Origin of the sequence: Vibrio coralliilyticus ATCC BAA-450 (genome assembly GCF_000176135.1) — a bacterium.
GTDB classification, from domain to species: Bacteria; Pseudomonadota; Gammaproteobacteria; order Enterobacterales; family Vibrionaceae; genus Vibrio; species Vibrio coralliilyticus.
In genome coordinates this window covers 269214-283680 of sequence record NZ_ACZN01000013.1, presented here as the reverse complement: position 1 = coordinate 283680, position 14467 = coordinate 269214, and the positions used below count along the sequence as shown (strand labels likewise).

12 protein-coding genes and 1 pseudogene are annotated in these 14467 nt (G+C 46.3%); 6 read left to right on the top strand and 7 right to left on the bottom strand.

The annotated features are described in order from the left end of the window. Positions 1 to 18: 18 nt before the first annotated feature. Positions 19 to 1920 carry a pyruvate dehydrogenase complex dihydrolipoyllysine-residue acetyltransferase gene (aceF, locus tag VIC_RS04610; protein WP_006958124.1) on the top strand — a complete coding sequence of 634 codons (1902 nt, stop codon included), beginning with the start codon at positions 19 to 21 and terminating at the stop codon, positions 1918 to 1920. Between the two features lie 255 nt (positions 1921 to 2175). Then, positions 2176 to 3606, top strand: coding sequence for a dihydrolipoyl dehydrogenase (gene lpdA / locus VIC_RS04605; protein ID WP_006958123.1), 1431 nt, complete (start codon positions 2176 to 2178; stop codon positions 3604 to 3606). A 118-nt stretch (positions 3607 to 3724) separates the two neighbouring features. On the opposite strand, the gene VIC_RS04600 is transcribed toward lpdA, so the two are convergent. Next, positions 3725 to 4330, bottom strand: coding sequence for a LuxR/HapR/OpaR family quorum-sensing transcriptional regulator (locus tag VIC_RS04600; protein WP_006958122.1), 606 nt, complete (start codon positions 4328 to 4330; stop codon positions 3725 to 3727). Between the two features lie 306 nt (positions 4331 to 4636). Between VIC_RS04600 and hpt the strand changes: the two genes are divergently transcribed. Continuing rightward, entirely contained in the window at positions 4637 to 5167 is a 531-nt protein-coding gene (gene hpt / locus VIC_RS04595) for a hypoxanthine phosphoribosyltransferase (protein ID WP_006958121.1), read from the top strand. Between the two features lie 57 nt (positions 5168 to 5224). Here the strand turns inward: hpt and can are convergent, their stop codons facing one another. After that, complete coding sequence (gene can, locus VIC_RS04590) at positions 5225 to 5884, bottom strand: carbonate dehydratase (protein WP_006958120.1); 660 nt, start codon at positions 5882 to 5884, stop codon at positions 5225 to 5227. Positions 5885 to 6238: 354 nt separating this feature from the next. On the opposite strand from can, the gene VIC_RS04585 reads away from it, so the two are divergent. From VIC_RS04585 to VIC_RS04575, 3 genes are all read left to right on the top strand, one after another. Continuing rightward, a complete protein-coding gene (locus VIC_RS04585; RefSeq protein WP_006958119.1) occupies positions 6239 to 7909 on the top strand; it encodes a SulP family inorganic anion transporter in 1671 nt (556 codons plus the stop codon). A gap of 200 nt (positions 7910 to 8109) precedes the next feature. Beyond that, positions 8110 to 9024, top strand: a complete 915-nt coding sequence (locus VIC_RS04580; protein WP_006958118.1) for an ABC transporter ATP-binding protein — start codon at positions 8110 to 8112, stop codon at positions 9022 to 9024. Between the two features lies 1 nt (position 9025). Continuing rightward, a complete protein-coding gene (locus VIC_RS04575) occupies positions 9026 to 9796 on the top strand; it encodes an ABC transporter permease (RefSeq protein ID WP_006958117.1) in 771 nt (256 codons plus the stop codon). Positions 9797 to 9872: 76 nt separating this feature from the next. Here VIC_RS04575 and panC read toward each other — a convergent pair whose 3' ends face one another. The 5 genes and pseudogenes from panC to gluQRS all read right to left on the bottom strand — a co-directional run bounded on the left by panC (position 9873) and on the right by gluQRS (position 14459). After that, entirely contained in the window at positions 9873 to 10775 is a 903-nt protein-coding gene (panC, locus tag VIC_RS04570; protein ID WP_006958116.1) for a pantoate--beta-alanine ligase, read from the bottom strand. Positions 10776 to 10786: 11 nt separating this feature from the next. Further along, a complete protein-coding gene (gene panB, locus VIC_RS04565) occupies positions 10787 to 11581 on the bottom strand; it encodes a 3-methyl-2-oxobutanoate hydroxymethyltransferase (RefSeq protein ID WP_006958115.1) in 795 nt (264 codons plus the stop codon). A 23-nt stretch (positions 11582 to 11604) separates the two neighbouring features. Then, complete coding sequence (gene folK / locus VIC_RS04560) at positions 11605 to 12090, bottom strand: 2-amino-4-hydroxy-6-hydroxymethyldihydropteridine diphosphokinase (protein ID WP_006958114.1); 486 nt, start codon at positions 12088 to 12090, stop codon at positions 11605 to 11607. After that, positions 12087 to 13456: pseudogene (gene pcnB / locus VIC_RS04555) on the bottom strand (polynucleotide adenylyltransferase PcnB). Before pcnB ends, folK begins: the two are co-directional and overlap by 4 nt. A gap of 112 nt (positions 13457 to 13568) precedes the next feature. Beyond that, complete coding sequence (gene gluQRS / locus VIC_RS04550; RefSeq protein ID WP_006958113.1) at positions 13569 to 14459, bottom strand: tRNA glutamyl-Q(34) synthetase GluQRS; 891 nt, start codon at positions 14457 to 14459, stop codon at positions 13569 to 13571. Positions 14460 to 14467 lie beyond the last annotated feature (8 nt).

Here is a 14467-nt window from a genome sequence, read left to right as displayed (position 1 = left end):
TGAGAAGGTAAATAAGAAATGGCAATCGAAATTAATGTACCAGACATCGGTGCGGATGAGGTTGAAGTTACTGAAATTCTTGTAAGCGTTGGCGACAAGGTTGAAGAAGAGCAGTCTCTGATCACAGTTGAAGGCGATAAAGCTTCTATGGAAGTTCCTGCATCTCAAGCGGGTATCGTTAAAGAAATCAAAGTTGCTGAAGGCGACTCAGTTTCTACTGGTTCTCTAATCATGATTTTCGAAGCCGAGGGTGCAGCTGACGCTGCACCTGCTACGGCAGAGGCTGCACCAGCAGCGGCTCCAGCTCCAGCAGCTGCGGCCCCTTCAGTTGCAAGTGAACTGAAAGAAGTTCACGTACCAGATATCGGCGGCGATGAAGTTGAAGTCACTGAAATCATGGTTGCAGTTGGCGACAGCATCGAAGAAGAGCAATCTCTTCTAACAGTTGAAGGCGACAAAGCTTCTATGGAAGTACCTGCACCATTCGCTGGTACTCTAAAAGAGATCAAAGTCGCTGCAGGCGATAAAGTAACGACTGGCTCATTAATCATGGTATTCGAAGTAGCAGGCTCTGGTGCTCCAGCGGCCCCTGTTGCAGCAGAAACTCCAGTAGCAGCGGCTCCAGCGGCGTCTGCAGCGAAAGAAGTGAACGTTCCAGATATCGGTGGCGACGAAGTTGAAGTGACTGAAATCATGGTTGCAGTTGGCGATACAGTGGAAGAAGAGCAATCTCTAATCACTGTTGAAGGCGACAAAGCTTCAATGGAAGTACCAGCACCATTTGCGGGCACGGTTAAAGAAATCAAGATTGCAGCTGGCGACAAAGTGTCTACTGGCTCTCTAATCATGGTCTTCGAAGTGGCGGGTGCAGCCCCTGTTCCTGCAGCGGCTCCAGCTCAAGCGGCGGCACCTGCAGCAGCTCCTAAAGCAGAAGCTCCAGCGGCAGCAGCTCCAGCAACGACTGGCGATTTCCAAGAGAACAACGAGTACGCACACGCGTCTCCAGTTGTTCGCCGTCTAGCGCGTGAGTTTGGCGTTAACCTGTCTAAAGTTAAAGGTTCTGGCCGTAAGAGTCGTATCCTGAAAGAAGACGTTCAAGCCTACGTGAAAGACGCACTTAAGCGTCTTGAGTCTGGCGCAGGTGCAGCAGCATCTGGTAAAGGCGACGGCGCAGCGCTTGGTCTACTGCCTTGGCCGAAAGTTGACTTCAGCAAGTTTGGTGAAACTGAAGTTCAGAAGCTTTCTAAGATCAAGAAGATCTCAGGTGCAAACCTACACCGTAACTGGGTGATGATTCCTCACGTTACACAGTGGGACAACGCTGATATCACTGAGCTAGAAGCGTTCCGTAAAGAGCAGAACGCTATCGAAGCGAAGAAAGACACTGGAATGAAGATCACACCACTTGTGTTCATTATGAAAGCGGCTGCTAAAGCGCTTGAAGCGTTCCCAGCGTTCAACTCTTCTCTGTCTGAAGATGGCGAAAGCATCATTCTGAAGAAATACGTGAACATCGGTATCGCAGTAGATACGCCAAACGGTCTGGTTGTTCCTGTCTTTAAAGACGTCAACAAGAAAGGCATCTACGAGCTATCTGAAGAGCTAATGGCTGTTTCTAAGAAAGCACGTGCAGGTAAGCTAACTGCGGCTGACATGCAAGGTGGCTGTTTCACTATCTCAAGCCTAGGTGGCATCGGCGGTACTGCGTTCACGCCAATCGTAAACGCACCAGAAGTCGGCATCCTTGGCGTGTCTAAGTCTGAAATGAAACCTGTATGGAACGGTAAAGAGTTCGAACCTCGCCTACAGCTTCCACTATCTCTATCATACGACCACCGTGTGATCGATGGTGCTGAAGGTGCGCGCTTCATTACCTTCCTAAACGGTGCGCTATCAGACATCCGTCGTCTGGTTCTTTAATTGAATTGAGATGATTGAGAGGCGGCCTTTTTAGCCGCCTCTGTTAATAGAAACATCTGACAATTGGGTGAAGGAGAACGTTTTCCTTACTTAATTGTTGGCTAGCTCACAGGCTAAATGGAATTGCTTTTCACACCATTAACATCTCTGTAAACTGTTGGCGGTCTGAAAATAACTGTTTAAAACCAACCACTCTTAAACAAAAGAATCAATACCCACTCAGCCTGTTAGGGATAATGACTACAAGAGGTCAAAATGAGCAAAGAAATTAAAGCCCAAGTTGTTGTACTTGGTTCTGGTCCTGCTGGTTACTCCGCTGCCTTCCGTTGTGCAGACTTAGGTCTTGAAACTGTACTAATCGAGCGCTATAGCACTCTTGGCGGTGTATGTCTAAACGTGGGTTGTATCCCATCTAAAGCACTTCTTCACGTATCTAAAGTAATTGAAGAAGCAAAAGCTATGGCAGATCACGGCGTTGTGTTCGGTGAGCCGCAAACTGACATCAGCAAAATTCGTATCTGGAAAGAGAAAGTTGTTAATCAACTGACTGGCGGTCTTAGCGGTATGGCTAAGATGCGTAATGTGACGGTTGTTAACGGTTACGGCAAATTTACTGGCCCTAACTCTATCCTTGTTGAAGGCGAAGGTGAGACAACAACAGTAAACTTTGATAACGCTATTGTTGCTGCGGGTTCTCGTCCTATCAAACTGCCATTCATTCCACATGAAGACCCACGTATTTGGGACTCTACTGATGCTCTAGAGCTGAAAGAAGTTCCTGGAAAACTACTTATCATGGGCGGTGGTATCATCGGTCTAGAAATGGGTACAGTTTACCAGTCACTAGGTTCTAAAGTTGACGTTGTTGAGATGTTCGACCAGGTTATCCCTGCGGCAGATAAAGATATCGTTAAAGTTTACACTAAGCGCGTGAAGAACAAGTTCAACCTAATGCTAGAAACGAAAGTGACAGCAGTTGAAGCGAAAGAAGACGGTATCTACGTGTCAATGGAAGGCAAGAAAGCACCTGCTGAAGCAGAGCGTTATGATGCAGTTCTAGTAGCTATCGGTCGTGTACCAAATGGTAAACTTATTGATGGTGAGAAAGCAGGTCTAGAAATTGATGAGCGTGGCTTCATCAATGTAGACAAGCAGCTTCGTACAAACGTACCTCATATCTTTGCTATCGGTGATATCGTTGGTCAACCAATGCTTGCGCACAAAGGTGTGCATGAAGGTCACGTTGCCGCTGAAGTTATTGCTGGTAAGAAGCACTACTTCGATCCTAAAGTTATCCCTTCAATTGCTTACACTGAGCCAGAAGTGGCATGGGTTGGTAAGACTGAGAAAGAAGCGAAAGAAGAAGGCATCAAGTACGAAGTAGCGACTTTCCCTTGGGCAGCATCAGGCCGTGCAATCGCATCTGACTGTGCTGACGGTATGACTAAGCTGATCTTCGACAAAGAGACTCACCGTGTAATTGGTGGTGCGATCGTTGGTACGAACGGTGGCGAACTACTAGGTGAAATCGGTCTAGCTATCGAGATGGGTTGTGACGCTGAAGATATCGCGCTGACTATCCACGCTCACCCAACTCTACACGAGTCTGTTGGCCTAGCTGCTGAAGTATTCGAAGGTTCTATCACTGACCTTCCAAACAAAAAAGCAGTTAAAAAGAAAAAATAATTTCTCTGAAGACTGAATAATAAAAGCCGCTGATTACTCAGCGGCTTTTTTCATTTTAGAGTTTTTGTAGACACAAAAAAGCCGGGTGAACCCCGGCTTTACGATGACACTGGTTAATCTACTTGTAGATGCAAAGCATATCTAGGTAGCTTTGTGTCAGGCGGTTTACAGACTCATCATCTTGAGTACGGTTAGCCTGCACAAACAGTGAGTAGCAGATGCCGTGGAATAGTGTCGCTAGGTCTGCTGGGTCGTGATCATCACATACTTCACCGCGCTCGATTGCTTTGATAAACATGTTCTGAACCAGAAGCTGGTTGGTACGGTTTGTCGTAACAAACAGTGGCCATACTTCATCACGTGTCGATGCACTCCACTCGAACCAAACTTTAAGCCAGTGGCAGTCGTTGACAACAAGGTCAACCATTGCCGAAGTTAGGTTGCGTAGGTTTTCTTTTGCATGAATATCAAGATCGATATTATCTGATAGGAAGTTTGAGAACTGACGAACTACGTAGTTAAGTACATCATCAACCAAGTCTTCGCGGGTTGGGAAGTAGTTAAAAACAGTAGCAACAGAAACCTGAGCGATTTCTGCAATGTCAGCATGACCACCGCGACCAATACCACGACGAGCAAACACCTCTAATGCGATTTCCATCAGTTGTTGTTTACGTTTTTGTGGTGAAAGACGCGTACGCGGTCTCTTAGCTATAGAATCCATAGTTATATTTCCTTGCCAATTGAGTTGTATATGTGGGCTTTTGCCCTAATTAGTATTTTATTATTGCTTTCGCAGTAATGAGTGTAATGGTGCATATGAATTAGGTCAACGATTTCAGTTCATTTAATAATCATTTTTATTAATACCGTGCTAATGATCATGTAGTTGCATATGTTTATTGCAGCCTTTAATCAAGCAAACGTTTCTCCTGCTGCATAGTGGTGTTAAACTACGCGCTTAAAATCATCTGGCGGTATATAAACTAGTATTTAGTGAGTATTCGCTAATGCAGAAAATGAGATTGGTATGAAACATACAGTAGAAGTAATGATTTCTGAGCAAGAAGTTCAGGAACGCGTAAGTGAATTAGGTAAAGAGATTACCGCTCACTACCAAGGCAGCGAAGATTTGGTGCTGGTTGGCCTGCTACGTGGCTCATTTGTCTTTATGGCAGACTTGGCTCGAAAGATTGAATTGACTCACCAAGTTGATTTCATGACTGCTTCTAGTTACGGCAATACGATGGAAAGCTCGCGAGATGTGCGCATTCTGAAAGATCTGGATGATGACATCAAAGGCAAAGATGTACTGATCATTGAAGACATCATTGATACGGGCAACACGTTAAATAAAATCAAAGAGATCCTGACTCTGCGTGAACCTAAGTCAATTGCGATTTGTACTCTGCTTGATAAGCCGTCTCGTCGTGAGGTGGAAGTTCCCGTCGATTGGGTTGGCTTTGCTATCCCAGATGAGTTTGTTGTTGGTGTGGGTATTGATTACGCGCAGAAATACCGTCACCTACCTTACATTGGTAAAGTGGTTCCTCAGGAATAAATGGAAGCCATCTAATACGAATGTAAAAAGACCCGCCTTGTGCGGGTCTTTTGTTATCTAACCTAGTACAGGTGAAGATAGGATTTTATCTAAGGCTTCCTGATGACTGCTTTCTAACGTTTCTCTACTTGAGCAGCGTACACCTAAATCTTGCAGCTTGCCATTGCCGATACCGTAAACAACTCCGTGGATTTGAATCTCCTGGCCGCGTTCCCATGCTCCTTGCAAAATCGTTGAGTTGCCAAGGTTGTATACCTGTTCAGCAACGTTAATTTCGCACAGTTTGTCGCCCCACTGCTCACGTGGCAACGACTCGATTTCTGTTTTGTATTTGAGGTAGTTATCACGAATGTGCAGCAGCCAGTTATTGATCAGCCCTAACTGAGGGTTGTCGATTGCTGCGTTCACTCCTCCACAGCCATAGTGGCCGCAAATGATGATGTGTTTCACTTTCAGTACGTCTACTGCATACTGAACAACAGATAAACAGTTCAGATCCGTATGGACAACTTGGTTTGCGACATTCCGGTGAACGAAGAGCTCGCCTGAATACAGGCCGGTGAGGCGCTCAGCAGGCACTCGGCTGTCAGAGCAACCGATCCAAAGGAATCCAGGGTTCTGGCCTTCTTCAAGTTTTGCAAAGTACTCTGGTCGTTCAGCCTTAATGGATTCAGACCACTTTGAGTTGTTTTCAAAAAGCTGTTTTATTTCCGGCATCTTACAATCAATCCTTAACAATTCTTTCGCTACTATACACAATGTTACAATTTCGTTCCTGTCAAAACTGTGTAAAAAGGTACTCATCTGACGTGTTCTATCGTTAAAAACCATAAACTTAGTAGCGAACCTAACAAAGAGTTATAACGTGTGCCTGTTGGAACTAGAATGGCACTAACCTTGACCTAGGGTATTTGCTAGAATTTAATTTTCGATGGTGTTTCTCAGAAGATGGCGTCAATTTTTGCCCAAATTAACCACTTTTGGTGGGGTTATTCGGAAGGCCGTCTATTTTATGAGTAGCTCTCATTACCGAGTATCAAAGTAGCATTAATTAAGCAGTGGGGCTGAATTGTGTTTGGAAGTCGTTTTGAAGATATCAATATAAAAGGGGATGTCTTTGGTGGTGTCACCACCGCGATCATTTCTCTGCCATTGGCATTGGCGTTTGGTGTTGCCTCTGGTGCTGGCGCTGAAGCTGGCTTATGGGGCGCTATCTTGGTCGGATTGTTTGCCTCTTTATTTGGTGGTTCCAATTCGCTGATTTCCGAGCCTACAGGTCCAATGACGGTGATAATGACAGCCGTCCTTACCAGTATGATGGCCAAATATCCTGAGACAGGGATGGCGATGACGTTCACGGTTGTGATGATGGCCGGTGCGTTTCAGATATTACTTGGAACATTGAAGCTCGGAAAGTATGTTACCTTGATGCCGTATAGCGTGATTTCTGGCTTTATGTCAGGAATCGGCGTCATCCTGATTATCCTACAGCTATCGCCACTACTTGGTCATGCTGCTCCTTCAGGTGGTGTATTAGGAACCTTATCCGCTCTCCCTGACACCCTTGCCAACATGAAGTTTAGCGAGCTATTTCTTGGCCTGCTGACCTTAGGGATCTTGTTCTTCTTCCCGAAAAAATACCGTAAATACGTTCCGGCTCAGCTAGTGGCATTAATTACCGTTACTTTGCTATCCGTTATTATCTTTGATACTGAGGCTATCCGCCGCATTGGCGAGATACCTGCAGGTTTGCCGTCACTAGTGATTCCGCATATCGATGCTTCGATGTTTACCGAGATGGTTATTGATGCGCTAGTGTTGGGAACACTTGGGTGTATTGATACTCTGTTGACCGCCGTTATCGGAGATTCACTGACGCGTAAAGAGCATAACTCGGATAAAGAACTGCGTGGTCAAGGCTTGGCGAATATGATCTCTGGCCTTTTTGGTGCACTGCCGGGTGCTGGTGCAACCATGGGGACTGTAACTAACATTCAGGTCGGCGCTCGTTCCCCTCTGTCTGGTGTGATTCGTGCGCTAATGCTGGCGCTGGTGGTGTTGGTCGCTGGTGGCCTAACAGAGCCTATTCCAATGGCAGTTTTGGCTGGTATCGCCGTTTACGTTGGCTTCAACATCCTAGACTGGAGTTTCATCCAGCGCGCGCACAAAGTCAGCTTTGCCGGTATGGCTATTATGTATGGTGTGATGCTGCTGACGGTGTTTGTCGACCTGATTGTGGCGGTTGGACTTGGGGTCTTCATTTCAAACATCATTATCATTGAGCGTTTGAGCCGTGAGCAAGCGCGTCAGGTCAAAGCCATCAGTGATGCTGACGAAGATGACGTCCCTCTTACGGATAGTGAACGAGGCTTACTGGATAGAGCGAATGATAAAGTGCTGTTCTTCTATTTGTCTGGGCCGATGATTTTTAGCGTTTCAAAAGCGATCTCACGCCAGCATAGCAGTATTTCCGATTATGAAGTGATGATACTCGACCTGACGGATGTGCCTATGATTGATGTAACTGTCGGACTAGCGCTGGAAAATGCGATTAAAGATGCTCTTGAAGCGAATTGCCAAGTTTATCTTCTGTGTCCAAATGAAAGCACTCGTCAGCAATTAGAAAAATTCCATGTTATTGATTTAGTCCCTGAAGAAAACACCTACAGGTTCCGCTACGAGGCTCTCAAAGCGGCGTTGAAACACGTCGAGAGCGATGAGCATCAGTTTCAAGCTGTTTAAACTGATGAATACCTACCCACGCCGCTGACTCTCAGCGGCGTTTTTGCAACAAGGTTACAGCACTTCATATTTCCAAATAAATCGAATCGTGTAATTGTATTCATCGTTATTCAACGATAAACTGAATTACATTCGCGGCACTCTAACGGCATACGCACGTTACCCACATCCGCACAAAACCAACAATTACACTGAAAACTATGTACGCATTAGAAATTGAACAACTCCGCAAAACCTATGCGGGGGGATTTGAGGCGCTGAAGGGTATTAGCCTCAGTGTCGCCAAAGGCGACTTTTATGCCTTATTGGGGCCTAATGGTGCCGGTAAGTCGACGACCATTGGGGTGATCTCCTCTCTGGTCAACAAAACGTCTGGTAAGGTCAAAGTGTTTGGTTATGACATTGATCAGAACTTGGAGCTGGCCAAGCAGAATTTAGGTTTAGTACCTCAGGAGTTCAACTTCAATCAGTTTGAAACGGTTGAACAAATCGTGCTACAGCAGGCAGGGTACTATGGCGTATCCCGCACTTTGGCGAAACAAAGAGCCGAAAAGTATTTAACCAAGCTCGATTTATGGGAAAAGCGTAACGAACGTGCACGAAACTTATCTGGTGGAATGAAGCGTCGCCTGATGATCGCTCGTGCTTTGGTCCACGAGCCGAAGTTACTGATTCTGGATGAGCCTACTGCTGGAGTCGACATTGAACTGCGCCGTTCTATGTGGGAGTTTCTTAAGGAAATTAACCAAGAAGGCATCACGATTATTTTGACGACCCATTACCTTGAAGAAGCTGAAATGCTGTGTCGCAACATAGGTATCATCAGTAAAGGTGAGCTGATAGAAAACACCACAATGAAAGCGTTGTTGAACAAACTTCATGTGGAAACTTTCATTCTTGATTTGGAAGATGGGGTGGAAGTGCCTCTTTTGAAAGGCGTGAATAGCCAGAGTGTCGTCAACGGTTCACTAGAAATTGAAATCGAGAAGAGTGAAGGGCTCAATGCCATTTTTAGTCAATTGACAGAGCAGGGCATCAAAGTGCTGTCGATGCGTAATAAGGCCAATCGATTAGAAGAGCTGTTTGTGAATATTGTCCGCGAAGGAGGCCAGTAAAATGTACCGAATTTATTGGACTGCTTTTTGTAGCCTACTGACCAAAGAGGTTAATCGTTTTACTCGAATTTGGGTTCAGACACTAGTGCCACCGGCGATCACTATGACTCTGTACTTCATTATTTTTGGTAGCCTGATAGGTTCTCGAATTGGTGAAATGAACGGCTTTAGCTATATGGAATACATAGTGCCAGGCTTGATCATGATGTCTGTTATCACCAACTCATATTCCAATGTGGCTTCGTCCTTTTTCAGTGCTAAGTTCCAGAAAAATATCGAAGAGCTTTTGGTGGCTCCCGTCCCTAACTATGTGATCATTTGGGGCTTTGTCATGGGCGGAGTAGTACGTGGTTTACTGGTCGGTACCATTGTGACTTTTGTGTCGCTGTTCTTTGTTGATCTTCAAGTAGATCACTGGGGCATTATCATCGCAACCGTATTTATGACGTCAGTGGTGTTCTCATTGGGTGGCTTGATCAATGCGGTTTACGCGAAGACGTTCGATGATATTTCGATCATACCCACTTTTGTGCTGACTCCGCTCACTTATCTCGGTGGTGTCTTCTATTCAATTAGCCTGTTGCCTGAATTCTGGCAAGGCGTGTCGAAAATCAACCCGATTGTCTATATGGTCAATGCGTTCCGTTATGGTTTCTTGGGTGTTTCGGATGTTGGGATTGTGACCTCATTCGGTGTACTTGGTGTATTTGTCGTTGCCTTATATGCAGTAGCCCACTATTTGGTGACCAAAGGGATTGGCCTGAGAAGCTAATTGCCGCTTCGTTTATTGAGCTTAAAAGAAAAGGGTTGACGCTTTAACGTCAACCCTTTTTTGTGTTCGCTTCTCGTTATTCAGCGCTTTCTGATGAAGCTTCGGTGTTTTCTTCTTCCTTCGCCTCAACTGCCATTTCAACCACTTGATTATCGATCAAACGGGCTTGGCCTAAGAAAGCGGACATTAAGATCACCGCTTGAGTCGTTTCTGCTGTGACGGCTTGGAGAGTTCGTGCATCACGGATAAAAATCTCATCCGGCTGTAACCCAGCAGCGCGAAGCTGATCGCTGGCATCTTCAATCACAGAAGCGTAATCATCACGTCCCCCACGTATAGCGCTGCTGATCCAACGCATTGTACGTGCGAGTACCGGCGCACGTTGTCGTTCATCAATCGTCAGCAGGCCGTTGCGTGAGCTCATCGCTAGACCATCCATTTCACGTACCGTAGTGACGCCAACGATATTAATGTCCATTGCCAAATCTTCAGTCATTTTGCGAATGACAGCCAGCTGTTGGAAGTCTTTCTCACCGAAGCAAGCGGCGTCGGGTTGGACAATATTAAATAGCTTGGTTACCACTGTCGCAACACCACGGAAATGACCGGGGCGCGAGGCACCTTCAAGGATATTCGACAACCCAGTGACTTCGATTGAAGTTTGTTTGTCTAGACCCTCTGGATAAATGACTTCTGGGGTTGGTGTGAAAACAATCTCAACGCCTTCACCACTCAGTTTGCTGAGGTCATCTTCCAGGGTGCGTGGGTAGTTGTTAAGGTCATCACTGCGGTCAAACTGCATCGGGTTGACAAAAATGCTTACCACGACGACGTCAGCGTGCTCACGCGCTTTACGAACTAGAGTGAGGTGACCTTCATGCAGGTTCCCCATTGTCGGAACAAAGGCGATTTTGCGGCCGTCACGCTTATACTGTTTGATTTGCTCGCGAAGAGCGGCAATTTCAGCAAAAGTTTGCATCAGTCAAATCCTTACGCAATTGTGTGGGCTTCACCTGGGAATGCGCCACTTTCAACTTCGTCTTTGTACATAGCTACAGCTTTACGCATGTCGCCCGTTTCAGCAAGGAAGTTCTTTGAGAACTTCGGCATGTAATTGGCTGAAATTCCAAACATATCATGCATGACTAAGATCTGGCCGTCGGTGGCATTGCCAGCACCGATACCGATGACAGGTACGTCACATACTTCAGTAATGCGCGCTGCAAGATCACGTGGTACACACTCAAGCAAGATCACCTGCGCACCCGCTTCTTGAAGTGCCAATGCGTCGCGAACCATACGGTCTGCTTTGTCTTGATCACGCCCTTGAACTTTAAAACCACCAAAGATATTGACCGATTGTGGCGTCAGACCTAAGTGAGCACACACAGGTACGGCACGCTCGGTTAGCATTTTGACTGTATCGACTAGCCAATCGCCGCCTTCAATTTTGACCATGTTTGCACCAGCTCGCATGATCTGAGCGGCACTTTCGCACGCTTGCTCAGGTGTCGCGTAGCTCATGAATGGCATATCAGCCATCAGCAGGCAGTTAGGGCTGCCAGCACGCACACAGCGAGTATGGTAAGCAATCTCTTCCACTGTCACTGGGAGTGTGTCACGTGTGCCTTGCAGAACCATGCCCAGTGAATCGCCAACCAGTAGTACTGGCATTTCTTCACTTTCGAACAGTTGAGCGAAGCTCGCGTCATAAGCTGTAGAAGTAGCAAATTTACGACCTTCCTGCTTCCAGTTCATTAGGTCGTTTATGGTGATTTTTTTCATGATTTTTCCTTTTAAGGAGTTGGCTATGATTGCCAAATACGCAGACCGTTTTGCTCAACGACTTTTAATAGGTCTTCCAGTCTGGTCCCACATGGGAGGGTTAAATTTGGTGCGATTTCCGCGAGCGGGTAGAGCACGAATTCGCGCTCCTTCATTCCATAGTGAGGAACAGTCAGACGCTCGGAATCCATCACCTCATTGCCGTAAAGAACAATATCTAAGTCCAGGGTTCTTGGGCCCCATCGCTCATCTTTACGGACACGCCCTTGCTCTTGCTCGATAGCTTGAGTGCAATTGAGCAGTTCAAGTGGCGTTAATTCAGTTGTGATTTCGACCACCGCATTGATGTAATCCGGTTGGTCTTGCGGCCCCATTGGGGTACTGCTATACAAGTTTGAGCTTTGCTTAAACTGGGATTTTGGCAGTTGCTTAAGCGCTTCGATAGCATCATTCGCCTGTGTAACGGGATCAGCAAGATTACTGCCCACCGCAATAAAAACAGTGATCATGATGTTGAAGCCTTGGTTTTTTTCTTGCGAAATGGTTTACGACGACGCTTTTTGCCCTGCTCAGGAGACTCTGCGTCCAAATCTGCCACCATGGACTGACGCATGTTGCGCCCTGCGTTTTGGAAGGTTTCCCACCATTTGGCTAATTGTTCAGTTTCACCACCTTCAATTTCACCGCGCATTTCAAGAAAATCAAAGCCAGCACGGAACTTGTTAAGTTCCATTAAGCGGAAAGCGCGTTTGCCATTACGACGTGGCATACGCAGTTGCAATTGCCAGATTTCGCGAATCGTTGCGGTATGGCGGCGAGGGATTGCAATAGTACGAACCTGTTCATCAAGGATGTAATTACTGGCTTCCATTATCGCATCATAGGCAGAGAGTTTACGCTTCTCCATCAGCAGTTCGGCACGGGCTTGCAGTGGGTACCACAACATAGCCGCGAACATGAAAGCAGGATTAATTCGTTTGCCTTCTTCAATGCGTTGATCAGTAGAATCTAAAACGAGATCCAGCATCTGCTCGGTTTTTGAGGAGTATTCCTCTGTGAAGTCTTCAGAGATAACAGGGAAGAGTTGCTGGAATAGGTTGTACTCACGCATCAGGTGGTAGGTTTCTAAACCATAACCTGATTGCAGCATCTTGAGTGATTCTTCGTACAGGCGTGCCGATGGAATATCACGTAGCAGTGGTGACATTTCTTCAATAGGTGCTGCTGTATCTTCCTCGATATCGAAGTCTAGCTTTACGGCAAAGCGAATGGCACGCAGCATGCGCACTGGATCTTCGCGATAACGCGTTTCAGGATCGCCAATCAGGCGTACTAATCGGTCTTCTAAATCTTCATTACCGCCAGCATAGTCATGAATCGCATAATCACCGATGTTGTAGTACATCGCATTGATAGTGAAGTCACGGCGTTCCGCGTCTTCGTCAATGGTGCCATAGACGTTATCGCGCAACAGCATGCCTTCTTTCGATTGCTGAGAAATATTTTTGCTGGTTTCTTGATGGTGACCACGGAAAGTTGCTACTTCAATAATATCGCGCCAAACATGATATGCGCCAGACGAAAACGGCGGCCAATCAGGCGGCAATTCTTGAACAACTGGCGAATTTGCTCAGGTGTGGCATTGGTTGCGATATCGAAATCTTTTGGGTTCTGTGCAAGTAGCAGATCGCGCACGCCTCCACCGACAAGGAAGGCATCAAAGCCTGCACCATGAAGTCGGTATAGCACCTTCAATGCATTGTCGCTGATTTGCTTGCGAGAGATATTATGCTCTTGGCGAGTAATAATGTTCAGAGATAACTCTGGATAACTGTCTTTTTCGCTTGGTGTATAGTCGTTTTTAGTCATGTGCATCTGTTACTCATTAGCGAGGCATGTCTTGAAATACCTAGTGTTGAGTATGCCTGTATAGGACTTGCTGATGATTCCGTTTATGCCCTTGGGGCGATTTGCGGCTAATAATAGCTTACAGTGAGCGGTTTGAGAATCTTGCTTTGATTTCAGTCGTGTCAGGTAACTGGTTGATATGCCAGTTTTTGACTCCCCACTCTATGATATCTTCTATATCAGCCTGTTCAATTTCCCTATTAATATCAAAACCTAAGAAGCGCATGGCTTCAATCAAAGCGGGTTTTGGGTTGCCATTATCAATCGCTGGCGCATGGTTCTGCTTGGATAACTTATGACCATGTTCATCGAGTGCTAAAGGCAGGTGCAGATAACGAATGGGTGTTTTTCCCAGTATCTGATAGAGACTGAGCTGTCTCCCCGTTGGCTCGATCAAATCGGCGCCACGGACGACTTCAGTCACCCCTTGCTCAATATCATCCAATACTACTGCAAGGTTATACGCAAATAATCCGTCTCGGCGCTTTATAATAAAATCTTCATCTGCCAGTTGCGAGGGAATGTTGAGTCGGCCGTGTTTGCGATCATCAAAATGGTAGACTGGATGCGTCATCTTGAGGCGAATCGCACACTCAGAATGATTCGTCAGTGTGAGCTGACGGCAGGTTCCGTTGTAAAAGCCACCCATTGCTTTCACCTGCTTACGCGTGCATTGGCAGTAATACGCTTGCTGTGCGTCTAGCCATCGCTCTATCTGTTCTTGATACAAATCGTGTCGCTGGCTTTGATAGACCACCTCACCGTCCCAGTGAAGGTGATAGGCGTCGAGCGTGTTGAGGATTAAGTCGGAAGCTCCGGGCATTTCTCTCGGTGGATCAAGGTCTTCGATTCGAACCAACCATTGTCCTTGTTGAGATTTGGCCTGTAAGTAACTGCCTAGCGCGGCAACCAAAGAGCCGAAATGAAGCGGGCCTGAAGGTGACGGGGCAAAGCGTCCTATATAACTCATACACTTTT